Here is a 25,655-nt window from a genome sequence, read left to right on the forward strand (position 1 = left end):
TATATGTAAAGCATTCGATCATACGGTCGAATGCTTTTTTTGTTGGGGTTTGGGGGGTTAGAGATTTTGGGGAGAGGTGGGGTATTCTTGGCTTAAGTATCGAGTAAAGCCAAGAGATCGTGTAAGTCTGTACTGAACCCAAAAATCTAAACCTTAATTAGTATATTATTTCAAAGGTTTGTCTCCTGTAATTTTTGGGAGATAAGCCTTTTAATTTTGATTTGATTCTTTCGTTATTATAAAAATCGATATATCGATGAATAGCTTGTTCAAGGTCCTGAAAATCTTTAAATTCTTGGCCATAATACATTTCTTGTTTAAGTAACCGAAAAAAGTTTTCCATAACTGAATTATCTAGACAATTACCTTTTCTAGACATACTCTGAAATATTTTATGGTCTTTTAATAATCTAGTGTATTGTGAATGTTGATAATGCCAGCCTTGATCTGAATGAATCGTTAAACGATGATCTAGGTTTGGACGACGCTTTATCATTTCTTTTAATGGATTGATGACTATATCTAATGTAGGACGACTTGAGATTTTAAAGCTGATAATCTCTGAACTATATAAGTCCATAAAAGGTGATAAATATAATTTCTGACCATTCATTAATTTGAACTCTGTAATATCTGTTACGACTTTTTGAAATGGGAGACTTGTTTTAAATCTACGATTTAATATATTTTGAGCTACTTTACCAACTTTACCTTTAAAGGAACGATACTTACGACCTCTATGTGTGAACTTTGTACAAGTTAGATTATGTTCTTTCATAATTCTTAGTACTTTTTTATGATTTACGATAAGACCTCTATTTCTTAGTGCTTGTGTAACACGACGATAACCATAGGTATGGTTTGATTCTTCACATATTTCTTTTATTACTTGAATCAATGTTTCATCTTTATCAGCTTTACTAAATTTATTTATCCAATAATAGTATACAGATTTAGCTATTTGAGCGACTTTAAATAAGATACTTAATCGTATATTATATGTTTCATTTAGTTCCTTAATGACCTTTACTATTTCTGATTTTTGCTTCCGTAAATGTCGGTCAAGGCTTGTAACTTTTTTTGATAAGCTATACCTGCCTTTAACGTCTCATTTTCATTTCTAAGTCTTTCAAGTTCTTCACGTTCATTTTCATTTAAAGGTAAATTTTTATTATCTGATTTAGATCGTTTTTTAGTCATAGTGTGAGATCGTCCCTTTTGTTTATTATCTATATCAAGACGACACTTTTCATCAAATTGATGTTGCCAATTGGCAATGATAATAGGATTAATAATTCTAAAGTGATTCGCAGTATCTTGATAAGACAACATATTTTCTTGTCTAAATTTTAAAACAGATAATTTAAATTCGCTAGTATAAACAGTATTTCTACTTTTTATTTCTAAACCTTCTTCTCCAAACTCTTTATATTGATTGACCCAAATCCGAAGGACAGACCAACTTGAAATACCATATTTTAAAGCAATTGTTCTATAACTTTGATGTCCTTCTAAATATTCTTTTACAAGTTTTAGTTTGAATTTAAATTCATATTTTTTCCTCATTAGAATGCACCCCAATATTTTGATTTGTTTAGTTCAAATATTTGGGTTCACATCATTTTGGCATTTAGATAAATTGTCATGGTTGCTCGTACTTTTTATTTTGAGTATTGGTCTTATTATACAAAGATTTTCGGTACGCTATTTAGATGGAGATGCACAGTATCGAAAATATTTTTCATTATTTACATTTCTGACGGTGTTTGCTTCAGTTGCTTGGTTAAGTAATGATTTAAGATTAATGGCGATATTATGGGGGTTAACGTTATTTTGTTTAACGCGTTTAATCGGTTTAAACAAACATTGGCACATTACGAAACGTTTAGCGAAAAGTACTAGAATGATCTTTATTGTTAGTTGGATCGCTTTAGTAATCGCGATTTTGCTGACATACAATGTAACGGGTGAATGGCAACAGTCTACTATATTCAGTGAAAGCCATCTTGACCAATTTGATTCGTGGCAAGGTGTGGTTATTCAGTTGATGTTAGTGATATCGGTCATCATTCCAGCAGCTCAGTGGCCATTTCATAGATGGTTAATAGAATCTGTAGCGGCGCCAACACCAGTTTCAGCGATTATGCATGCCGGTATTGTCAATGTTGGTGGCGTCATTTTAACGAGATTTGCACCGATTTTTGCAAATGAATGGATAATTGGGTTACTTATCATTATCGCAACGATTTCAGTATTGATGGGAGCGGGCATTAGTTTAGTACATGTGGATTATAAAAGGCAGTTAGTAGGTTCAACGATTGGACAAATGGGCTTTATGCTTATCCAATGTGCTTTAGGTGTTTATTCAGCAGCTATCGTTCATCTGATGTTACATGGATTATTTAAAGCGACATTATTTTTTACGTTCTGGTTCTGCTGTAAGAACTTTTGATATGCCTTCAAGAATGAATGATAGTGTGTCGTATATATGGGTTCTAGTTGGCCGATTATTATCCATTATGATTGGTATTATCTTTTGGCTTATGGATCCGACAAGTAGTTACCAAATCATTAGCGCGCTTATTTTAGCTTGGTCATTATCTGTTTCATGGACACAACTGGTCGCGTATGGTGAGGGCAAGTTAGGTAGAATCATTGGATTACTAGCACTGTTAATTGTTGGTTTATCTTACTTTGGTGTACATCATTTATTCCATGATTTGTTACATCAATACGCAACAAATGTGAATCATACACCTATATTTGCAGTCATTATTATGATTGTATTGCTGTTAATAGGAAGTGCACTGAACTTGTGGGTTGCAAGAAATCATTCATCTAAAATCGTCACGATTATATATTTATGGATTGTACATTTAGGTGAATCGAAAGTGCAAAATATTGAAACACATCCACGCTATTTGAAAAATCATACGTTTAAAGGAGGTTATCAGCATGACGCAAACAATCGAATCAATAAATGACATCACATATTCAATTAAAGAGGCGAGTCGTGTCATAACACCACTTTCTCCTATTAATATATTTGCAGCGAGGCATCCTTGGGCGGGTATAGAAGATCGTACTTTTGAAGATGTCGCGAGATGGTTTCAAAAGGTATAGAATGTCGATTTGTATCCGAACAAAAGTTTATTATTTGCTGCAATTGAAAATGGAGAAATTAAACAGGAATATATAGAAGAACGATTATCAGTATGGCTATCGAACAATAATACGCCATTAAATAAAGATATGTTAAGAGAATATGCTGAAAGTATATTGTTTAATAGAAATAACAAGATAAACCTTACTGAACAAGAACTACAACAATTAAGAAAATCAATAGAAAATGTTTCACTAAATAAACAGCAAGATGATGACGTTATATTAAGTACGCGTATAGAACAATATTCTGGACAGGCGTATTTAGATAAGTTGAATGCACAAATGATTAAGTGGAGTAAATTATATCTTGATGATAATCAATCAGGATGGGCAATCCATAAAGATGGTAAAGGATTCTTTAAAAATTGGAAGAGGTTAGCTTATTTGGATCCCGCTTTATCGAAGGCAGAGAGACGTAAAATAAAAATGTTACCCTCAACATCTATTGAAACAATAAAATGCTGTTTAGACAAATTGGGTATATCAGAAGCACAAGTACAATCATATCTTGAAATACACTTGTTAACTTTACCAGGGTGGGCAGGTATGATGCTTTGGAAAGACGAACGTTTAAACTTGCTGACGGATTATTTAGCCATAAGATTGGCTTTGGAATGGACATTGATGAGTGAGCATGCTCAAGAACAACAACATACTGAACAAGACATTTCTCAAGTAGGATCTTGGTTTGAAAGTGGTATCTTAACGTTGGAAAATTGGTTCGCATTATCTCAAGGTGAACGAGAAGATTATATAGCATTTGCGCATCAATTTGATCGCATTACACAACATAAATTATTGCTAGAAGCTTGGGAAGATACGTATGAAGCACAACTCCAAAGTGAAATTCAATCTCATATCCATCATGAAGATGATGAAGCACCTGTCGAGGCACAGCTCGCTTTTTGTATTGATACTCGTTCGGAACCTTTTAGAAGACAATTAGAAATGGAAGGTCCTTTCGAAACAATCGGTATCGCAGGCTTCTTTGGATTACCGATTGAAAAATGTGAACTCGGACATCAACATACACATAATGCTTTACCAGTAATGAATAAACCGCAACATAAGATTTATGAATACGAAGATGCACATCAATCCAATCATTACGTTGAAAAGAAAAAAAGTATTTCGTCAATATTTTATACATTTAAAAAAATGAAACAAAATGTATTACCAAGTCTATTGCTTCCAGAATTAACAGGTTCATGGCTAAGTTTACAAACGATTGCGAGAAGCTTTATGCCTAAACGTACGGGAGATTTGGTCAATAGATTTAATAAAAATCTTATGAATAAACCGGAAACGAAACTTTCTATAGATCATGCGCCGAATCGGTTTGGTGATTTACCTATTGGGTTTACGAAACAAGATCAGCTTACTTACGCACGAGAAGCATTGAAATTAATGGATTTAACGGAAGATTTTGCGCCGTTAGTGGTCATATGCGGACACGGTAGTCATAGTGCAAACAATCCTTATGCAGCTTCATTAGATTGTGGCGCGTGTGGTGGTTCAGCGAGTGGCTTTAATGCGAAAGTATTAGCGACTTTATGTAATTTGCCTGAAGTTAGAGAAGGTCTCAAAAGCAATCACATTATAATTCCGGAAGATACAGTATTTGTTGCAGCCGAACATAGCACGACAACTGATCAATTAGAATGGCTATATGTGCCAGAACTTTCAAATCAGGCTGAGCGCGCTTTAGAAAAATTAAAACTAGCGTTACCTAAAGCTGGACATGAAGCAAATCGTTTAAGACTTGAAGATATTCCAGGTATGGAACATTCAAACGAACAATCCACAGCTAAAGCAGAACAGTTGGCAAGTGATTGGAGTGAAATCCGACCAGAATGGGGCTTAGCTAGAAATGCAACATTTGTTATTGGTAAGAGAACATTAACAGAGCAATCTCAATTAAATGGTCGCGCATTCTTGCATAATTATGACTGGACGAAAGATCATAATGGTGAAATTTTAAATACGATTTTAAGTGGCCCGGCGACAGTTGCTCAATGGATTAACTTACAATATTATGCTTCAACAGTTGCACCTTACTATTACGGAAGCGGCAATAAAATCACACAAACGGTGACGAGTGGCATTGGTGTTATGCAAGGAAACGGTAGTGATTTACTGACAGGTCTTCCTTGGCAATCAGTCATGAAAGCAGATGGAGAATATTATCATGCACCGATTCGATTATTAGTTGTGATACAAGCGCCGAATGATTACATTAGTAAACTACTTAAAGAAAATGCTGCGCTTAACACGAAAGTTAAGAATGACTGGTTATTGCTATCAAGTATAGATGAAAATGGTGAATGGCATAAATGGTAAATAAATGAGCAGGACAACTATTTATGTCTAGGACTCGAGAGGATGTATAATATGAATGATGAAAAAAATATACTCATACTATCTGATTTAAATACACATCTAGAAAGACAACTTGTTGAATCTTTAAATTTCAACCCAAATCATGTGATGTCGATACAAAGCTTTCAGGCAGAAATTGCGCATGCATATGGTGATGTGATGCGGTCTATTATTATCGCGATTTACGAATATGATATAGAGCATGTATATATCATTAGAAAGTCAAACGATAAACAAGTTATCGCATTATCTGAAAATGTCAAAAGGCATACAGAAAAAATAAAAACACTCGATTACTTATTTGAAAATTGTAAGCCTGAGTTTAGTAGTGACAATATTCATGAGTGGTTAAATGGTGAAAGTGATATTCATCAAAGTATTAAACAAAGCATTCATCAAGTTTCTAATCATCCACTTATTCCATCAGGTATTACAATAAACGGTATGACCATCAATCAAAACAATATTGAAACAATTGCTGAACATTTAACATAAAGCAAAATTAGCATTAAGGAGAGACAAATATGGAAATGACTAAAGGAGCATGTGAATCAAAAATTAGTAAAGCCATTACACAATGGGAAAAAGAATATCTAGGTAGAGGCTCTCTATCTGTTAAGACAGATATTTTAAGAGATATGATTATTGTTGATTTACAAGGTGTCCTTACACCTGCAGAATATAGCGTATGTGAAACACAAGAAGGTTTACTGAGTATAAAACGTACGCGTTCAAAATTAGTAGAATCAGATATGGATCATTTATACCAAATGATATTTGATATTACCCAACAAGACGTCAAAAGTTTCCATACAGATTTAAGTTCACGAACAGGTGAACGTATGATGATTTTTAAAATGCATCATAATATAGAAGAACTTTTTAATAAATAATTGGAAAATATCCATAATGAAAACCTTTTAAAAATGAAATAGCAAAGAATAATGATAATTTTAATAAAAGTTAATTAAAAATTTACATTAGCTTAACAATTATAGTTTATTATTCACAATGGTTACAATAACTTTAAAGAGGTGTGTTATGGAACTCTCGGCATTACAAATGATTTTTACATTCATCGGTGGATTAGGTATCTTCCTTTACGGGATTAAACAAATGGGCGATGGCTTACAAGCAGCAGCAGGCGACAGATTAAGAGGTATATTAAATAGATTTACAAGTAATCCGATTATGGGTGTACTTGCAGGTATGATCGTGACAATTTTAATACAAAGTAGTTCGGGAACAACGGTTATCACAATCGGACTCGTAAGTGCTGGATTTATGACGATGCGACAAGCAATAGGTGTTGTGATGGGTGCCAATATCGGTACGACGGTCACAGCATTTATTATTGGGATTAACATTGGTGAATATGCTTTACCAATACTAGCATTAGGTGCATTTTTAATTTTCTTCATTCAAAAAAGAAAATTTAAAAATATTGGTATGATTTTCTTTGGATTTGGATCACTATTCTATGGTCTAGAATTAATGAGTGGTGCAGTGAAACCACTTGCTAATTTAGAAGGCTTTAAACAAATTATGTTAGATATGTCTTCTACTCCGATATTAGGTGTACTTGCAGGTACATTTTTGACGTTAATCGTGCAAAGTTCAAGTGCAACGATTGGTATTTTACAAGGTTTCTATACCAATGATTTAGTTTCATTGCATGGTGCAATACCTATCTTATTAGGTGATAATATTGGAACGACGATTACAGCTGTATTAGCAAGTTTAGCAGGCTCTATCGCTGCTAAGCGTGTTGCAATGGCACATGTTATGTTTAATGTTATCGGTGCAGCAGTATTTCTATTAATATTACCATTCTACGAAATGACGATGGAATGGATTCAACACGCTATGAATTTAAATCCAAAAATGGTTATAGCATTTGCACACGGAACGTTCAATGTTACAAATACACTTATACAGTTACCATTCATCTTCGCTCTAGCTTGGATTGTAACGAAAATTATTCCTGGTGATGATGTAAATGAGAAGTATAAACCGAAATATCTTGATAATAATTTAATTAATAGAGCGCCTAGTATTGCACTTCAAGAGGCTCAAGATGAAATTCAAAATATCGGTAAAATGACTGTTTCAATGTTGAATAATGTTGAAAACATTGATGAAAAAGCAATTAAAAAGCATAAAGATAAACACCTTGCAGTAGATAATATGTATGATAATGTACGTCAATATTTAAATAAATTATCTGAGAAGAAACTATCAGCTAAAGATGCTGAAAGGCTATCTGTTTTATATGATGTTAATAGAACAATATTGAAAGTATCTACATTAACAGAATCATACTTAGAAGAATTGCAGAAGAAACAATCAGCTGATATTCAAATTTCATCAAAAGCAGAAGAAAGCATTGAACGATTATATGATCATGTAAAAATTTCATATGAAAAAACGTTTGAAGTATTTGATGTTTATGACAATTTGAAAAAAGACGAAGTTGTGAAACGAAGCCAAGATTCATATATACTAGAGCATGACTTACGTAAAAAACATATCAAGAGATTAAGCTCTGGAGAATGTTCACCAGAAGGTAGCCTTGTATATATCGACATGATATCAATCCTTGAAAGAATTGGTTACCACTCACGAAATATATCAGAATCCATGATTAACCTCGGAGAGTATTCATACACACAAACAACTGAAGTGAAAATATAAATAAGTACCACCTCATTTTGCTGATTTAATTAGGTAGAAATGAGGTGGTATTTTTACAACCTGCGATTTTGTTTGTGCAAGCTTGCCTAGGGTATGGTTCGAGCCTGTAGTCTCTCACACATACTATTCCCTCAGGCGTCAGCACAGCACAAAATCGCTATAGTAATTAATAATAATTTAGAAAAATTTTTTATTTCATATAATTCAGTTGTTTTTCTATTTATCATACTGAAAATATTTTTAACTTATGAAAATATATTCAGATGTAAAATATAAGTGTCTTTACAAGTGTTATTCGTTGGTGTTTATTGGTTTTTATTTTAACATAGTTATATAAACAAAAATGTAAGCGATTGCTTAATGTTATTAACTGTCGCATAAATACATAAAAGGGGTTGTACATATGAGTTTGAATGTAGGAATTATTGGTTGTGGTGGTATTGCGAATGGTAAGCATTTACCGAGTTTACAAAAAATAAGCGAAGTGAACATTGTTGCTTTTTGTGATATTGATATTAATAAAGCACAAGCAGCAGCTAAGGAATATGGTACGGAGAATGCGAAAGTTTACGAAGATTACCAATCACTTTTAAAGGATGATGCTATTGATGTCATTCATGTATGTACACCGAACAGTTCTCATAAGGAATTAACGGTTGCGTCATTAGATGCAGGTAAACATGTTATGTGTGAAAAACCTATGGCTAAGACAACAGAAGAAGCGCAAGAAATGATTGAAGCGGCTAAACGTAATGGTAAGAAACTTACGATTGGTTATCAAAATAGATTTAGACCTGACAGTCAATATTTACATAAAGCGACAGAGCGTGGTGACTTAGGGGATATTTATTTCGGAAAAGCACACGCTATTCGTCGTAGAGCAGTGCCGACTTGGGGTGTCTTCTTAGACGAAGAACAACAAGGTGGTGGTCCTTTAATTGATATCGGGACACATGCACTCGATTTAACGTTATGGATGATGGATAATTATGAACCAGAATCAGTAATGGGTTCAACTTTCCATAAGTTAGGTAAGAAAGAAAATGCAGCTAATGCATGGGGACCATGGGATCCTGAAAAGTTCAAAGTAGAGGACTCAGCTTTCGGTTTTATTAAGATGAAAAATGGTACGACAATCATGCTTGAATCAAGTTGGGCGTTAAACTCTTTAGAAGTAGATGAAGCAAAATGTTCATTATCTGGTACTGAAGGTGGTGCGGATATGAAAGATGGCTTAAGAATCCACGGAGAAAACTTTGGTTCTTTATATACAACGCAAGTAGAACTTGAGAATAAAGGCGTTGATTTTTATGAAGGTGAAAAAGTAGACGAAGCTGAAGTAGAGGCACGTAGTTGGATTGACAGTATTCTTAATGATACAGAGCCTGTTGTGAAACCAGAACAAGCAATTGTGATTACACAAATATTAGAAGCACTTTATGAATCAGCTAAGACAGGTAAAGCAGTATATTTTGACTAAGAAGGAGTATTATTAATGAACATAACAGTATGGAATGAATATAGACACGAAGTAGAAAGTGAAGTAATTAAAGCAGTTTATCCTAATGGTATTCACAATGTTATTGCTGAATTTTTAGGAGAAGAACATGACGTTAAAACAGCAACATTAGATCAAGCAGAACACGGATTAACGGATGAAGTATTAGCTGAGACTGATGTCTTCTTATGGTGGGGTCATAAAGCACATGATGAAGTGAAAGATGAAATCGTCGAAAAAGTAAAAGCACGCGTACTAGATGGTATGGGTCTTATCGTGTTACATTCTGGACATTTCTCTAAAATATTCAAAAGTTTGATGGGTACGACATGTGATTTAAAATGGCGCGAAGCAGATGATAGAGAGCGACTTTGGGTAGTTGATCCAACGCATCCAATTACAGATGGGTTAGGGCAATATATTGAATTGGAAAAAGAAGAAATGTACGGCGAACACTTTGATATACCAGCACCAGATGAAACAATATTTATTAGTTGGTTTGAAGGTGGAGAAGTGTTTAGAAGTGGTGCAACATTTAAGCGCGGAAATGGAAAGATTTTTTATTTTAGACCGGGACACGAAAGTTACCCTACTTATTATAATGAAGAAATTCAACAAGTTATTAAAAATGCTGTTAAGTGGGCGAAAAATGACCGCACACCTAAACATCAATATGGTAATGCACAACCTTTAGAAGAAATTAGTAAGAAATAAAATAGGAGATTATATTTATGGATAAACTTAAACTAGGTGTTATAGGTGTCGGCGGTATCGCACAAAACAGACATATACCAGCTTTACAAAAATTAAATCACTTAGTTGAAATTCTTGGTGTGCAAGATGTTAATCAAGAACTCGCTAAAAAAGTATCATCACAATTTCAAATTCCAAATGTCTTTTCTGAATATGAGGAGATGTTTAATAGTGTAGATGCGGTCGTCATATGTACACCAAATAAATTTCATGCAGAAATAACAGTTGCAGCGTTAAATGCAGGTGTACATGTATTTTGTGAGAAACCAATGGCTATGAATCGAGAAGAATGTGATGCAATGATTGAAGCGGCAAATCAATCCGGTAAAGTGCTCGCAATAGGCTATCATTACCGCTTTACAGACGCTGCAATAACAGCTCGTCGTGCAATTGATGAAGGTGTTGTAGGTGATGCGCTTGTAACGAGAGTACAAGCATTGCGTCGAAGAAAAGTGCCAGGTGGTAGTGCCCCCCCAAAGTTAGAGTTTCCATTATGCTATTAATTGGCTGGATTGAGTTCGGTATTGTACTGGACTTCGTCCAGCCAATTTTAATTTCAAACGTTCATTGTTATACCAATAGATGTAATCCTCAATTCTTCTTTTTAATGTTTCATAGTTAACAAGTTCTTCTCCATGATACATTTCCTGCTTCATGATGCCAAAGAAATTCTCCATAGAAGCATTATCCGCACACGTCGCTTTACGTGACATACTTTGATAAATCCTTTGTTCCGATAATCTTCTAATCCATGCATTATGCTGATAATGCCAACCTTGATCAGAATGTATCGTCGTACGATATGGTGCTTCATGCTTAATGATTGTAACTGCTTTATCCAATGATTGAAGTACTAAGTCTAATGTTGGTCTTCTGGATATACCATAAGAAATGATTTCCCCATTGTATAAATCCATAATAGGGCTGAGATATAATTTTTGTTCTTCAGCACATTTAAATTCAGTGATATCTGTCACTAATTTTTGAAGTCGAATAGATGTATGGAATCTACGATTCAAGCGATTTTCAGCCACTTTACCAACTGTACCTTTGTATGATTGATAGCGTGATTTACGTGTGAATTTTTGACATTTTAATCCTAGTTCTCGCATAATTCGTTGTACTTTCTTATGGTTAATGAGATAACCTTGATTTCTCAAAGCTAAATATATACGACGATAGCCGTATTTACCGTTGTGTTTTTGAAAAAGTTCAATGATCTTTTTCTTCCAACCTTTATCTAAATCTTCCTTTTGTAATTGTTTGGCATGGTAATGATAGGTTGCTTCTGGTATACCAACCTTTACTAAGATATCTTTTAATTTGAATCCTTCTTCTTTGAGTTCGAATGCCACTGCTGCTTGTGCTTTTCTAGAAAGGCACTCGGATTCTCTCGAAAAGCGTTCAACTTTTTTAAATAAGCATTCTCTAATCGAAGATTTTCATTTTCTAGCTCTAACTCTTTTTCTCGTGATAGGTTTTGATTAGATTTCTTCTGTTTCTTCTTTTTCATGGGAGGTCGTCCTTTCGGCTTTTCGAGTCCTTCCACACCTTCTTTGTCATATATCTTTTTCCATCGCACAATAATAGATGGGGTATTTAGGCCAAATTTAATCGCTGTATCTTGGAAGGAATCGCCTGTTCTTTTCATATAGTTTAATACATTTATTTTGAATGTAACAGAATAAACTGTCTTTTTCTGTTTCTTTTTAATGCCATCTACACCGAATGATTGAAAGGCTTTTACCCATGTTCGTATAATAATTTTATCAGGTATATTATATTTTTTAGCTAATTTTCGATAACCATAATGGCCATCTAGATAATCTCTTACAACTTTCAACTTAAATTCATCACTATATTTTGTCATATTAAAACACCCCCTAAAGTTAGTTTTTTTACTCTAACTTTAGGGGTGCAGTACCGTTCAACGATGCAGTTTGAATGCTCATGGTCTGCAAATATTAAAGAAGATAAAATTCCCTTAAGTATGTCTGGTGTAGATGGTGGCATTAACCTTTATCCATTTGAAATATATCAACCTCGATTTGGTACATTTTTCAACGAACAAGCATATGCTGAACATAATGAAAATATTGCTGCAGAACGTCAGACATTAAACTTTGTGAACAGTTGTTTAGGACTAGAGTCGTTAGTCGTGAAACCTGAAGAAGCTAGACGCGTGAGTGCATTAATAGATGCAATTTATGAAAGTAGTGAACAAGGTACGAGTGTTAAATTAAAATAAGGGGTGTTACATATGAAAATTGGTGTATTTACAGTACTTTTTCAAGATAAAACGTTTGAAGAAATGTTAGATCATGTTGCAGATTCTGGATTGAAAATGGTCGAAATCGGTACAGGTGGGAATCCGGGTAACCATTTTTGTAATGTAGATGAATTGTTAGAAGATGAAAGTAAAAGACAATCATTTATGGATGCTATCAAGAAACGTGGATTAGAAATAAGCGCATTTAGTTGTCATGACAATCCTGTTTCACCAGACAAAGAACATGCCAAACAAGCACATGAGACATTTATTAAATCGGTGAAATTAGCTTCGATTCTAGGTGTCCCAGTTGTTAATACATTTTCAGGTATACCAGGATCAGATGAAGACGCTAAACATCCAAACTGGCCAGTAACACCGTGGCCAACAGCTTACTCAGAAATATTAGAGTGGCAATGGGAGAAGAAGTTGATACCTTATTGGAAAGAAGCGGCGCAGTTTGCTAAAGACCACAACGTTAAAATAGGTATTGAACTACACGCTGGATTCTCAGTACATACACCACATACACTTTTAAAACTTAGAGAAGCGACAAACGATGCTATTGGTGCGAACCTAGATCCAAGTCATTTATGGTGGCAAGGCATTGATCCGATAGCAGCTATTAAAATTTTAGGTAAAGCTGGTGCGATTCATCATTTTCATGCAAAAGATACTTACATCGACCAAGAAAATGTCAATATGTACGGTTTGACAGATATGCAGCCGTATAGTTCAGTTCAAACACGAGCTTGGACATTCAGAACAGTCGGTTATGGACATAGCCCACAAGTATGGGGAGATATTATAAGCGCATTGAGAATCAATGGATATGATTATGTCGTGAGTATAGAACATGAAGACCCAATCATGTCAGTAGAAGAAGGATTCCAAAAAGCAGCACATAATTTACAAACAGTGAATATAAACGAATCATTAGATAATATATGGTGGGCATGAAGAAAACCATGGTTTCAGCTTGAGTGCTGATACCATGGTTTTAATTTTTGAGGGGGTGAATCTAGGGAGATGGGGTCTGTGAGTAGAGGGCGACGATTTTGAGGTAAAAAGCTTAGTTAACGTCGAAATAAACTCACGAGATTCACTTTTAAATATTAAAAATATACAAAAACATATAGTCAATTTATAAATTTGGGCTCAAGTCTTGGCTTAAAGAAGGAGTAAAGCCAAGAGATCCCCCAGGTCTTGGCTTAAAGTAGTCAAGTCCATATGTTTGTGTAATATCTTTAGAATGTAATCAACCTTTGGTTTTTTAATGAATCGAACAACTATATTTGTTTTGAAGTTTAAACAGATATAGTTGTTTGATCACTACTTATTTTTTAAAAAATAAGTAGCTTAATTAAGCGATAAATGGTCTGTTAGACTTATCAAATCTTTCTTGAATATCCATAAGTACTGCGCCAATTAATCTAAAAGCTGAATCTAGATTAGGGAATGTTTTAACTATTTTTTCTCGTTTTCTGAGTTGCATATTAATATTTTCAACTGAATTAGTAGTTCTTAGATTTTTATGATGTTGAGCAGGAAATCTATAGAATTGTGAGGCATCTTCGAAGCCTTCATCCAATATTTTAATAGCTTCCACATACTTAGGATTACTTTCATATTGTGCAATGAATTCATCTTTGAGCTGAACAGCGTGACGATATGTTGGTGCTTGGAATATTGATTTAAGTAACATTCTAGCTTCTTTAGAGTTCTTTTTAGGAAATCTCTCTACAATATTTTTAAGAAAATGGAATGTACAACGTTGCCAAGATGAATCAATAAACTGTGACTTAATAGATTTAATAAGTCCAGAATGCGCATCAGAGATAATAAGTTCAGGTGTTGTTAAACCACGCATTCTTAAGTCTTCAAAAAACTCTGACCAAGCTAATTCTGACTCTTGATTAGAAATTTTAAGGCCAATAATGTCGCGTTTTCTATTTTCGTTGATACCCATAGCGATATAAACACCTTTAGAAACAATTTTATTATTCTCTCTTACCTTAATGTGCATAGCATCAACAAATACATACTTATACTGATGACTAACAATAGGTCTACCAGCCCATTCTTTAATTTCAGGATCTAGGTTTTTTATTACGCCTGAAACAGTTGATTTAGACACAGATTTTCCCGTTAGGGATTCCACAATTTTATTAACATTTCTAGTTGAAACACCATTAATGTATGCTTCTGTCATCGCTAAAATAAGCGATTGGTCAGAACGCGAATATTGATTAAATACTTCAGTTGTAAATTCACCGTCACGTGTTCTTGGAACTTTTAATGTCAGATTGCCAATAGGCATCAGGAAATCACGCTCATAATAGCCATTAAGTTGTGCGTTTCTTCCTGAATTCTTTTGTTTATATCCAGCATTAACATACTTGTCTCTTTCCATTTCCATGTATGCATTTATGACAGTCATAGCTATTGTTTTCATAGACGCATTCATATCACTTCCAAAAATAGCACTTGCCAATTCTTCATAATCTAAGTTAACATTTAATTGAGTCATATATAGTCACCTCTACAATTTTTTCTTAGTCGATTACATTGTACCAAAGTGAGCTATATGTGGCTCTTTTTTTATTACACAATTATATGGACATATTCCTTAAAGTAGGAGTAAAGCCAAGAGATCCCGCAAGTCTTGGCTTAAAGTAGGAGTAAAGCCAAGCGATCCCCCAAGTCTTGGCTTAAAGAAGGAGCAAAACCAAGAAGAGCCCAAATTCCTTACTTAAGAAGGCACTATTCTATAAATAAAAATAACTTTTATGTTTTCCCTTCTTTTTAAAATGACGTTTGCATACTCTTCTGATAGCATGCGCATCCCCACCACACCACAATTCTGCTTCTTTCAATGTAAATGGCCCATTTTTTAATACGTATAATTCTTTTAAATTTTCTAAGTAGAGTAACTGTCTCTGTATATGTCTTGAGCAATACATACAATGACCGAATCTCATTCGTTTATCTAATTATATTTGGTTGATTTTACGGCAATGTGGACATCTTAAGCCTGGTTTGATTTTTTCGAATGGAATCATATGTCTAGGATAGGTCTTCGAAAAATCTTGCTTAAGTGTTTTGATTTTGTTGAGTATGGCTCTATTTTCGTCTACTTTAAAATTATTAAATAGCCTAGGAATTTTGTGTAACTCTGTTGGTAACAGTACCTGTTTACGATTAGGTATGTCAGAGTGAAGTGTAAATGTGGGGTTTGTAAATACGAGATAAGATATAATATCTCGTTTAATATTGAGATGTGATTTAATCAGTTCAAGTTCATATTCGGCTCTTTTCATTTGTGAAAAAGGGGTTTGGAATATGTTCCCGTAACTATTTTTCATTTGATTATCGATGATATAGTAGTCGCCTTTATAGTGTTTGACCTCTAAATTAATCATCTTATCATCATCTACAATGAGGAAATCGAGTTGAATTTTGTTCTTTATATTTAATTCAATGTTATGTACATAATTTAACTTAAGTTCTTGTTCTAACATTTGTTGTACAATTTGTTCACCTTCTTCTCCTTGGATTTGTCGATAAATTTCTTGGGTGTCTTGATTGGCATCTATTCGACCAAAGATTGCCTTATGATATCGAGTGAGTTCCATCTATCAACCTCCTATTTTTTTACATTTATTATATATAATATTCCACTAAAATACAAATAAAAACATTTTAGAAACCATTTATCTTGATTTCCAAAATGTTTTTATCATAACTTATTTGAGTTTTTCTGCTAATTCGATATATATACCTTCTGGACCTTTGATATAACACAATTTGTACATGTCTTCGAATTGCGTAATTTCTCCAATCACATGAGAAGATGTTGTGGCCAATTGTTCTACAACTTGTTCAATATTTTGAACTGAAAATGCAAAATGACTAGCACCTATATTTCTTGGGAAATGTATAGATTTGTTAGTCGTTGATGATTGGTCACGAAATTGTATGAGTTCTATAGCTGTTTCATCATGAGGAACTTTCATCATAGCAATGCTTGCTTCTAAAGCATCTACACCATAAATATTGCCGATCCATTCACCGTTAATATTTTGTTCTCCAATCAGGTCCAACCCTAACGTATTAAAAAATGCTTTAACTGATTCTAAATCTTCAACGATAATACCTACATGGTCCATTTTATTTAATTTCATGTTTACATCTCCAATTCAGTTAATAGTTATATAATAACTATTATATCTGTTGAGACGGTTATTTCCTAACAGCATGAACAATATAATTCATATCTTTTTTATATCGTTTCATTGTTTTAAACATATTAAAGAACATAAATCGATTTTCTTTTTTTAAGGCATTTTTAATGATTTTAAGCGTACCTAATACACCTTCATCACGTATCATGCCAGCAGGTGTCATGAGTGTTAACGCGCCAATGTGCGATTCTATTTGTTTGAAACCAGCATCTTGATAAAGTTTATACCATTCTGCTGTTGGTAATGGGGTTACTTTAACGTTAATGGCATCACTTAAATGATGGATGATTTCATCTTTAGATTTAACATTAATAATGGCGATATCATGTGTTAATACGATGCCGCCTGGTTTCAAGACACGATAATATTCTTTTAATGCTTGTTCTTTCGCTTTAATCGGCAACATTGTAAGCATCGCTTCATTTAATACGATATCAAATTGTTCATCTTCAAATGGTAAATTCATGGCATTAGCTTTTTGAACATTAATTAAATGAGATAAGTTTGCAGATGATACATTTTTAATACCTTTTTCTAAAGCTTTAGCATTTAAGTCGACACCTTCAATTCTGCAACCATAAGTTTTCGCAATTTGCATAGCTGTTGTACACATATTGCATCCAACTTCTAATATATATTTATCTCTCGTAAAATGCCCTTTTTTAATGAGACAATCTGTCGCAATTTTTCCACCAGGTCTTAATCTTTTCTTACCTAACTTCGCTAAAAATGTATGTCCAGCTTCTTTTTTCATAATGAATCATTCCTATAAAAAGTTTTTAAAGTAGATGTTTGTATTTCTTGAATAATACGTGGTTTTCTAAATGAACATGTTCATGTGTGTCGCGTTCTAATTGTTCTAAACGTTGATAGACAAGTCTCCATGTACCACATGCTTCTAGAGGTGGTTGGTAATCGTTTGTGATGGCACGCATCTCTCGTAACAATTGTCCAGCTTCATCATGGTCATCAACTAGGGATGTAATCGTTTCGTTTAAATAATCAACTTGTTTACCTGCTGATACATCTAATAATTTAGGGAACGACTGATGATCTTCTTCGTCAATATGTGCTAATAATGCAGACTTCAATTTAGTATATAAGTCCTTCGGTTCTAATAAATATGGATGATTTGAACCGTGTACTTTAGCTAACTTTGTAACATAAGGCGTTAAGTTTTGGAATTCAGTTCTCAAAGCTTCGTGATATCGAGATTGAATGTACTGAATAAGTGAAGAAGCATCTAAATATTTAATATCAATTCCGCCATTTTGTTGATCGGCAGGTATGCTATTGAGTTGATTCAACAATGTTTCTAAATCGACCTTTTTATTATTAGACACAGCTTCATCGATGGATACATCACCTCCACAACAAAAGTCGATACCGTATTTACGAAAAATATCAGCAGACTTTGGAATATCTGCTACGACATCAGCAACATGACGCTCTTTAGTAATCATGTAATGACCTCCTTTAAAATATTTACCTTCTATATATCTCAATTATATTATATGAGAAACATTCTCAGTATTAGGGAATTCCATGAAAATTACATAAAATTGTAAAAAATATGGTGTGAAAAGATGTCGATAAAATTTATTCCGATATATCGCTTGACACTTTTCGATATATCGGATAATATAACGATATATCGAAAAGAAGAAAGGTGATTATATGTTTAGAAGAAATTTTGAGGGAAGATTTAACAATCACAGAGCTCATATGATGAATCGTGATGGCTTTGATTTTGGCAGAGGTTTTGGCGGTCATCCGGGAAGAGATCGTTTCTTTAAGAAAGGGAACTTACAATTTATTATTTTAAAAATGTTAAAAGAAGAACCGAAACATGGTTATCAAGTCATTAAAGATTTAGAAGAAAGATTTAAAGGATTCTATGCACCAAGTCCGGGTTCAGTTTATCCAATTTTACAAATGTTAGAAGATAAAGACTTTGTATCAATTTCTAAAGATGGTAATAAAAAAGTTTATACAATTACAGATGAAGGCGAAACATTTTTAAATGAAAACATCGATCAAGATGAATTTACGAAACGATTAGAAGGATTCCAAAATGTTGATATTAAAGCGATGGAAGATGCACGAAATCAACTTAGAGATTTATTTAAAGAAATTATGTTAGCGGGAAGAGAAGCAGTGGAAGATGATGAGAAAAAAGCGAAATTCGAATCATTTATAAATGAAACAAAAGAAAAAGCAAAAAACTTATATAAAAACTAAAAAGAAGGTAAAAATGTTGAAAAGCAATAAAAATAATAAAGTCGCAATTATAGGTGGAGGTCCTGGTGGCTTAATGCTCGGTTTGTTATTACAAAAACAAGGGATTCCATTTACGATATTTGAAAAAGGTGAGCGCAATATTAATGGGAACAGAGGTGGTTCGTTAGACATTCATGAAGAATCCGGACAATTGCCGATTAAAGAAGCTGGTCTTATTGAAATATTTAAAAGTATGGCAAGATTTGAAGGCGAAGATACAAAAATTCTAGGACCAGATGGCACATTGTATTTTGAAGATGATGCAGAAGGTGAAGGCGGAAGACCAGAGATTGATCGAGGTGAACTTTGCGATATGATTCTTAACGAAATCAATCCAGAAAACATCCGTTATCATTATGAATTTAAAGCAATAGAAACGTTAGATAATCATAAAGTTAAAGTCACTTTTAATCATAATGTGAGTGAAATCTTTGATGTTGTAGTAGGTGCAGACGGATCATTTTCTAAAGTGAGACCATTTATAACAGAGCAAGATATTATGTACACAGGTATTTCAATGGTCGAACTAAATATTTCTGATGTGAAACAACAATTTCCAGATTTAGCTGCTTTTAATAAAAATGGTAAAATCATGGCCCTTGGCGGAGATCAAGCTATACTTGGACAATTGAACGGTGATGGATCAATTAAAGTTTATGTCACTTATCGCATGCCTTATAAAGATTTAGATACGTATAAAGCTTTGTCACCTGAACAACTTAAATCACGTTTATTACAAGATTTTAAAGATTGGGATAAAGAGCTTTTAAAATACATTTCATATGCTGATGATCAAGCTTTATTTAGAAGAATTTATAAATTACCAATTGGTTTCAAATGGGAACGTCAATCTAATGTGACATTGTTAGGTGATGCCGCTCACGTTATGAGTCCGTTCGCTGGTGAAGGTGTTAATACAGCACTATATGATGCGTATTTATTAGCACGTGCATTTAAAAATCATGACAATTTAGAAGATGTGATAGCAGCTTACGAAGATGAAATGTACAAAGCATCTGAAGAACACGCACAAGAATCTCAAGATAATTTAGATTTAATGTTTTCAGATAATGCTGCTGAAAAAATGGGCAGTATATTTACAGATGTAGAACAAATGTCATAAAAATTCTTACTGTGTAGATGATTAATTTACGTTATACTTCAATTAAGGAAGAAGTGAATGGAGTGATAACATGGTCAAACAAAGAGATCAATGGTCATCTAAGATAGGATTTATTATGGCATCAGCAGGTGCTGCAATCGGTATTGGCGCAATATGGAAATTTCCTTATGTTGCAGGTCAATTCGGTGGTGGCGCCTTCTTATTGTTATTTATTATATTTACATTATTTATCGGATTACCGATGTTGATTTCGGAATTTATCATTGGACGTGCAACAAACAAAGAAGCTGTTGCGGCTTATGATACGCTAGCTCCCAAATCACCATGGAGAATAACGGGCAGACTTGGTGTTATTGGTTGTTTCTTATTATTATCCTTTTATAGTGTTGTAGGTGGTTGGATTACAATCTATGCAGCATTGGGATTAACAGGCAATCTTATATCTGATGGTACAAACTACGGTAAATTCTTTGAACAAATTATAGGAGAACCATTTACTGTATTAATCGGTGTGTTTGTCTTTATATTGATGGATGTTGTTGTGTTAAACTTCGGTATTAAAAAAGGTATTGAACGTGCCAATAATGTATTAATGCCTTTATTATTTATATTCTTTATTATACTGGTTGTGAGAGCAGTAACTTTAGAAGGTGCGTCTGAAGGATTATCGTTCTTCTTTAGTTTCAACTTTAAAGATTTCTCAGCTGAAGGTGTATTGTATGCGTTAGGTCAATCATTCTTCGCGTTAGCTGTTGGATTCTCATGTATGGTTACTTATAGTTCGTATTTAAGTAAAAAAGAAAGCTTACCAACGTCAGCAATGTCGGTATCGATTATGAATATTATCGTGTCTATATTAGCAGGAATGGCGATATTCCCGGTTGTATTTGCATTCTCATTAGAACCTACTGAAGGTCCTGGATTATTATTTATTGTATTACCTAATGTATTTGGTCAAATGGCATTTGGTTCAGTATTCTTAACGTTATTTTTACTGTTATTCTTATTTGCGACATTGACTTCTTCATTTAGTCAATTTGAAATTATCATTTCAGCTTTCGAAAAAGAAGGCAAAAGATCACGTTCAAAAATAGTGTGGATATTAGGATCACTGACATTTATCGCTTGTATTCCATCTTCACTATCATATGGTGTTCTTGCAGATGTTTCGATTTTTGGAAAGTCTATATTTGATGCAACAGATTATTTAGTGAGCAATATATTGTTACCAATTGGCTGTTTACTAATCGCTATATTTATTTCGTTTAGAATGGATCAAGCTATCGTAAAACGAGAATTCCAAATGGGGAATCAACTGTCTTTAAAATGGTTTAAATTATGGAAATTCTTAATGAGATATATCATTCCGATTATTATACTTATCGTATTTATATGTTCACTTTAAGTCTGTCATGAAATCTATGAAATGAGGTATAGCAAATGGAGTTTAAACAGTTAAAATATTTTATGGAAATTGTTAGAAATGGTGGTATGACCCAAGCTGCAGAACATTTATTTGTAGCGCAATCTACAATTAGTAAAGCTGTAAAAAACCTTGAAAATGAATTTGATGTCACGCTGTTTGATCGTTCACAAAAACACATTAAACTAACAGATACTGGCGAAGTATTTTACGATAAAGCAGTAGAATTCTTAACGCTATTTGATCATTTGACGCTCGAACTGAATGATATCTTTGAAGTGCAACGTGGACATATTAGATTAGGTTTGTCGCCTATGATTAAAGTGGATCTTATAACAGATAGTCTCGAGAATTTTCATGGTAAATATTCTAACGTCACATACGAAGTTACTGAAGGTGGCGGTAAAGCGGTAGAACATTATATTAATAAAGATGAAGTAGATATTGGTGTGACGACATTACCTGTAGATTCATCTAAATATAACAGCGTGCCACTTTATAAAGAGGAATTGTTTTTAGTAGTGAATAAGTCACATAAACTTGCTGAAAGACATCAAGTATCAATCAGTGAATTGAAAGATGAAGAATTTGTCTTATTTCACGATGACTATTATTTAAGAGATATGATTATTGAGAACTGCCGGAAAGAAGGTTTCTATCCAAAGACAGTTGCTAAAATATCACAGCTTACCTTTATTAGCAATATGATAGAAAGAGGGCTTGGTCTATCTATTGTGCCACAAAGTATTGCTGAACAAATGAGTGATGATGTGACAATGATTGAACTTGAAGGTGAAAAGATATATTGGCATCTCGGATTAATTTGGAAAAAAGGTGCTTATGTGAATCGCGTTACTAAAGAATGGATATTATTTCTAAAAGAATCACTAATCAAGAAACAGGCTGGAACATAATGTTCTAGCCTGTTTTTTGCTTTGAACAGTAAAATATAATCAAACTATTCCAATACGGAATATGTTAAATCGATAATATGTATTTTATTAATACTTTGGACCGTCCTATAATATTGTCTATAACGTCTTATTAAAAGGATGAGTTTAGATGATTAAAACGTTTATAAAGATACTATTTCAAGTATCTCTCATATATATGATTACTCAAATTGGTAAATGGCTTCAAGAAATATTACATATACCAATTGCAGGTAGTATTGTTGGACTAGCATTATTATTTTTATTACTTCTAACAGGTATTTTACCTGAACGATGGATAGAAGTCGGTGCTAATAAATTAATTAATGTTATGATTTTATTTTTCGTGCCTTCCATCGTAGGCATTATGGATATTGCAGATCAGATTGGACCAGGTTATATCATTATGGTCGTGTTACTCATTGTGAGTACAAGTTTAGTAGCACTCTCATCTGGTTATGTTTGTGAGAAGTTTTTAAATATTAATAAAACGGATAAGGAGAATGCATCATGATTATACAATCTTTTTTGATGGTACTTTTAACATTAGCTTGTTTTATCATCGCTAAGAAACTACAAATTAAATACAAACATCCTATACTCAATCCAGCACTGATAGCTTCAATTATGATTGTCACTATTTTATTAGTGTTTGGTATGAATTACAAAGACTACATGGTAGGTGGTTCATGGATTCATCAATTTTTAGATTGTTCAGTTGTCAGTTTAGCATATCCGTTATATAAATATAGAAAGTTGATTGTCGCGAACTTTAAAATTATTATTTCAAGTGTATTAGCAGGCATCATGGTTAACTTTGTCCTCATTTATGGCGTTCTATATTTAATGGGATATCCGAGTTCAACGATTGTCACAATTTTACCTAGATCGATGACAGCAGCAGTAGGTATTGAAGTGTCTCACCAAATGGGTGGAACAGATACGATAACCGTTATGTTTATTATAGCGACAGGTTTAATTGGTAGTATTTTAGGTAATTTTTATATTAGTAAAGCGAAGTTTACAAGTGATTTAGCAAAAGGTTTAACGTATGGTAATGCTTCACATGCGTTTGGTACAGCCAAAGCTTTGGAATCTAATATTGAAGCAGGTGCGTTTAGTACAATTGGTATGATTTTAACAGCTGTCCTCAGTGCGATTATGTTACCAGTACTTTATTTAATGACCACTTATATTTAATGAGATCTAGAAGGAGATATGGCAAAATTCATGTCATATTCCCTTCTTTTTTATATAAATTAATATTCATAAAATATGTATAAAAATACATAATAAAAGAACGTTAGATTTGTTACGTTCGTTAAATTTTAACTTAACACAACCGTTGTAGCAATATTTATAATGATTATAAAATGCATATTATATATTTATTCATAAGTAATGATATTTTTCATTGTATGTGATTTGCATTTTTATTAAAAATTCTATATCGTCTTCATTGTGATTTAAATCATCGTGTTCATTAAAAATGATTATTTAACGATGTACATTAATCGACAACGAGGAGTGTTCAGAAGTGAAGAAACATAAAGTAATGGACTGGTGGACATTTTATGGGACGGTTGCAGTATTACTTATCGCTGTTATACCGATGATGGTATTCCCTAAAGCTAGTCAAGAAGTCATTACAAGTATCAATGATATTATTTCGGATTCATTAGGTGCATGGTATCTATTACTTGGATTGATTGTTTTTGCATTTGTATTATACATAGCGTTTGGAAAATACGGGAATGTCACTTTAGGTAAAGCAAGTGATAAACCTGAATTTAATAATTTTAGTTGGATTTCGATGCTATTTTGCGTGGGTATCGGTTCAGACATTTTATACTGGGGTGTCATCGAATGGGCATACTATTATCAAGTGCCGCCGTATGGTGCAGGTAGTATGATAGATGAAGCACTCGAATATGCAACAATGTATGGCATGTTTCATTGGGGACCAATAGCTTGGGCGATTTATGTGTTACCTGCTTTGCCAATTGGTTATTTAGTATTTGTTAAGAAGAAACCAATCTATAAAATCAGCCAAGCATGTAGACCAATTTTAAAAGGTCAAACGGATAAATTACTCGGTAAAATTGTAGATATTTTATTTATTTTTGGATTATTAGGCGGTGCAGCAACATCATTAGCACTAGGTGTACCACTGATTTCTGCTGGGATAGAGCGGCTCACAGGACTAGATGGTGAGAATATGGTTATGAGAAGTATTATCTTACTCATCATTACGGTCATCTTTGCATTTAGTTCTTATACAGGTCTGAAAAAAAGTATACAAAAATTAAGTGATATTAACGTTTGGCTAACGTTCTTAATTTTAGGAATCGTACTGATTGTTGGGCCAACGATATTTATTATGGAGACGACTGTATCAGGTTTAGGAAATATGCTGAAAAATTTCTTTAGAATGGCAACATGGTTAGAACCATTTGGCGGGATTAGTGATAGAAAAGAAACAAACTTCCCGCAAGATTAGACGATATTCTATTGGTCTTGGTGGTTAGTATATGCGCCATTTATTGGCTTATTTATTGCCAGAATTTCCAAAGGCCGTACGTTAAAAGAAGTCGTATTAGGTACAATTATTTATGGAACTTTAGGATGTGTATTATTCTTTGGTATCTTTGGTAACTATGCAGTGTTCTTACAAATTTCAGGACAATTTGATGTCATTCAATTCTTGAATCAACATAACGCAGAAGCCACTATTATAGAAGTGATGCATCAATTACCATTTCCAAAAGTAATGATTGTCCTATTCTTAATCTCAGCATTCTTATATTTAGCAACAACATTTGATTCAAGATTATTTATATTAGCAGCAGCTAAAAACATTGATTTTAAACTTAAAAAGCTTGTAGAAATAAGCAT

The 25,655-nt window shown here is 33.4% G+C and carries 25 protein-coding genes and 3 pseudogenes; 19 read left to right on the forward strand and 9 right to left on the reverse strand.

The window, feature by feature from the left end; genetic code table 11:
- Positions 1-157 precede the first annotated feature (157 nt).
- Together MUA60_RS01120 and MUA60_RS01125 are read right to left on the reverse strand one after the other, a co-directional pair.
- Entirely contained in the window at positions 158-1,033 is an 876-nt protein-coding gene (locus MUA60_RS01120) for an IS3 family transposase (protein WP_316964796.1), read from the reverse strand.
- Positions 1,030-1,566, reverse strand: a complete 537-nt coding sequence (locus MUA60_RS01125) for a transposase (protein ID WP_262648361.1) — start codon at positions 1,564-1,566, stop codon at positions 1,030-1,032. The genes MUA60_RS01120 and MUA60_RS01125 overlap by 4 nt, the downstream gene beginning before the upstream one ends.
- Positions 1,567-1,585: 19 nt before the next feature.
- Here MUA60_RS01125 and MUA60_RS01130 point away from each other — a divergent pair, with 19 nt between their 5' ends.
- The 10 genes and pseudogenes from MUA60_RS01130 to MUA60_RS01170 all read left to right on the forward strand — a co-directional run.
- A complete protein-coding gene (locus MUA60_RS01130) occupies positions 1,586-2,452 on the forward strand; it encodes an NADH dehydrogenase subunit 5 (RefSeq protein ID WP_262649233.1) in 867 nt (288 codons plus the stop codon).
- A 1-nt stretch (position 2,453) separates the two neighbouring features.
- Positions 2,454-2,984, forward strand: a complete 531-nt coding sequence (locus MUA60_RS01135) for a proton-conducting transporter membrane subunit (RefSeq protein ID WP_262649234.1) — start codon at positions 2,454-2,456, stop codon at positions 2,982-2,984.
- On the forward strand, positions 2,956-3,123 hold the full coding sequence (locus MUA60_RS15420; protein WP_316964763.1) for a hypothetical protein: 168 nt from the start codon (positions 2,956-2,958) through the stop codon (positions 3,121-3,123). The genes MUA60_RS01135 and MUA60_RS15420 overlap by 29 nt, the downstream gene beginning before the upstream one ends.
- Positions 3,124-3,132: 9 nt before the next feature.
- Positions 3,133-5,505 (forward strand): DUF2309 domain-containing protein, encoded by a 2,373-nt coding sequence (locus MUA60_RS01140; protein ID WP_316964764.1) that lies wholly within the window; start codon positions 3,133-3,135, stop codon positions 5,503-5,505.
- Between the two features lie 51 nt (positions 5,506-5,556).
- Positions 5,557-6,039 carry a carbonic anhydrase gene (locus MUA60_RS01145; protein WP_262649235.1) on the forward strand — a complete coding sequence of 161 codons (483 nt, stop codon included), beginning with the start codon at positions 5,557-5,559 and terminating at the stop codon, positions 6,037-6,039.
- 29 nt (positions 6,040-6,068) lie between these two features.
- The gene (locus MUA60_RS01150) at positions 6,069-6,437 is read left to right on the forward strand and encodes a Na-translocating system protein MpsC family protein (protein ID WP_126477819.1); all 369 of its coding nucleotides are present in this window, start codon (positions 6,069-6,071) and stop codon (positions 6,435-6,437) included.
- Between the two features lie 148 nt (positions 6,438-6,585).
- Complete coding sequence (locus MUA60_RS01155) at positions 6,586-8,238, forward strand: Na/Pi cotransporter family protein (protein ID WP_262649236.1); 1,653 nt, start codon at positions 6,586-6,588, stop codon at positions 8,236-8,238.
- A 403-nt stretch (positions 8,239-8,641) separates the two neighbouring features.
- Positions 8,642-9,718, forward strand: a complete 1,077-nt coding sequence (locus tag MUA60_RS01160; RefSeq protein WP_262649237.1) for a Gfo/Idh/MocA family protein — start codon at positions 8,642-8,644, stop codon at positions 9,716-9,718.
- A 15-nt stretch (positions 9,719-9,733) separates the two neighbouring features.
- Positions 9,734-10,450 carry a ThuA domain-containing protein gene (locus MUA60_RS01165; RefSeq protein WP_262649238.1) on the forward strand — a complete coding sequence of 239 codons (717 nt, stop codon included), beginning with the start codon at positions 9,734-9,736 and terminating at the stop codon, positions 10,448-10,450.
- A 17-nt stretch (positions 10,451-10,467) separates the two neighbouring features.
- Positions 10,468-10,950, forward strand: a pseudogene (locus MUA60_RS01170) (Gfo/Idh/MocA family protein); the annotation flags it as partial.
- Positions 10,951-10,980: 30 nt separating this feature from the next.
- On the opposite strand, the gene MUA60_RS01175 reads toward MUA60_RS01170, so the two are convergent.
- Entirely contained in the window at positions 10,981-11,844 is an 864-nt protein-coding gene (locus MUA60_RS01175) for an IS3 family transposase (RefSeq protein WP_103361549.1), read from the reverse strand.
- Positions 11,808-12,359 (reverse strand): helix-turn-helix domain-containing protein, encoded by a 552-nt coding sequence (locus MUA60_RS01180; RefSeq protein ID WP_025907016.1) that lies wholly within the window; start codon positions 12,357-12,359, stop codon positions 11,808-11,810. Before MUA60_RS01180 ends, MUA60_RS01175 begins: the two co-directional genes overlap by 37 nt.
- Positions 12,360-12,413: 54 nt before the next feature.
- On the opposite strand from MUA60_RS01180, the pseudogene MUA60_RS01185 reads away from it, so the two are divergent.
- Together MUA60_RS01185 and MUA60_RS01190 are read left to right on the forward strand one after the other, a co-directional pair.
- A pseudogene (locus MUA60_RS01185) lies at positions 12,414-12,737 on the forward strand (Gfo/Idh/MocA family protein); the annotation flags it as partial.
- A 12-nt stretch (positions 12,738-12,749) separates the two neighbouring features.
- A complete protein-coding gene (locus MUA60_RS01190) occupies positions 12,750-13,718 on the forward strand; it encodes a sugar phosphate isomerase/epimerase family protein (protein ID WP_262649239.1) in 969 nt (322 codons plus the stop codon).
- Positions 13,719-14,121: 403 nt separating this feature from the next.
- Here the strand turns inward: MUA60_RS01190 and MUA60_RS01195 are convergent, their stop codons facing one another.
- The 5 genes from MUA60_RS01195 to scdA form a co-directional block, all read right to left on the reverse strand.
- Positions 14,122-15,288: an IS256 family transposase gene (locus MUA60_RS01195; RefSeq protein WP_262649240.1), complete on the reverse strand. Its 1,167-nt coding sequence runs from the start codon at positions 15,286-15,288 to the stop codon at positions 14,122-14,124.
- Between the two features lie 463 nt (positions 15,289-15,751).
- Positions 15,752-16,393: a nuclease-related domain-containing protein gene (locus tag MUA60_RS01200; protein ID WP_262649241.1), complete on the reverse strand. Its 642-nt coding sequence runs from the start codon at positions 16,391-16,393 to the stop codon at positions 15,752-15,754.
- Positions 16,394-16,504: 111 nt separating this feature from the next.
- A complete protein-coding gene (locus tag MUA60_RS01205) occupies positions 16,505-16,942 on the reverse strand; it encodes a VOC family protein (protein ID WP_262649242.1) in 438 nt (145 codons plus the stop codon).
- Positions 16,943-17,000: 58 nt separating this feature from the next.
- Entirely contained in the window at positions 17,001-17,756 is a 756-nt protein-coding gene (locus MUA60_RS01210) for a class I SAM-dependent methyltransferase (protein ID WP_262649243.1), read from the reverse strand.
- 25 nt (positions 17,757-17,781) lie between these two features.
- Complete coding sequence (gene scdA / locus MUA60_RS01215; protein WP_262649245.1) at positions 17,782-18,465, reverse strand: iron-sulfur cluster repair di-iron protein ScdA; 684 nt, start codon at positions 18,463-18,465, stop codon at positions 17,782-17,784.
- Positions 18,466-18,679: 214 nt separating this feature from the next.
- On the opposite strand from scdA, the gene MUA60_RS01220 reads away from it, so the two are divergent.
- The 7 genes and pseudogenes from MUA60_RS01220 to MUA60_RS01250 form a co-directional block, all read left to right on the forward strand.
- Entirely contained in the window at positions 18,680-19,243 is a 564-nt protein-coding gene (locus MUA60_RS01220) for a PadR family transcriptional regulator (RefSeq protein WP_394812730.1), read from the forward strand.
- Positions 19,244-19,256: 13 nt separating this feature from the next.
- Positions 19,257-20,405: an FAD-dependent oxidoreductase gene (locus MUA60_RS01225; protein ID WP_262649246.1), complete on the forward strand. Its 1,149-nt coding sequence runs from the start codon at positions 19,257-19,259 to the stop codon at positions 20,403-20,405.
- Between the two features lie 70 nt (positions 20,406-20,475).
- Positions 20,476-21,810, forward strand: a complete 1,335-nt coding sequence (locus MUA60_RS01230; protein ID WP_262649247.1) for a sodium-dependent transporter — start codon at positions 20,476-20,478, stop codon at positions 21,808-21,810.
- 35 nt (positions 21,811-21,845) lie between these two features.
- Complete coding sequence (cidR, locus tag MUA60_RS01235; protein WP_262649248.1) at positions 21,846-22,742, forward strand: cidABC operon transcriptional activator CidR; 897 nt, start codon at positions 21,846-21,848, stop codon at positions 22,740-22,742.
- 148 nt (positions 22,743-22,890) lie between these two features.
- The gene (locus MUA60_RS01240; protein WP_058612111.1) at positions 22,891-23,274 is read left to right on the forward strand and encodes a CidA/LrgA family protein; all 384 of its coding nucleotides are present in this window, start codon (positions 22,891-22,893) and stop codon (positions 23,272-23,274) included.
- Positions 23,271-23,960 (forward strand): LrgB family protein, encoded by a 690-nt coding sequence (locus tag MUA60_RS01245; protein WP_262649249.1) that lies wholly within the window; start codon positions 23,271-23,273, stop codon positions 23,958-23,960. The genes MUA60_RS01240 and MUA60_RS01245 overlap by 4 nt, the downstream gene beginning before the upstream one ends.
- Before the next feature lie 337 nt (positions 23,961-24,297).
- A pseudogene (locus MUA60_RS01250) lies at positions 24,298-25,611 on the forward strand (BCCT family transporter); the annotation flags it as partial.
- Positions 25,612-25,655: the final 44 nt, after the last annotated feature.

The organism is Mammaliicoccus sciuri (genome assembly GCF_025561425.1).
GTDB lineage: Bacteria > Bacillota > Bacilli > Staphylococcales > Staphylococcaceae > Mammaliicoccus > Mammaliicoccus sciuri_A.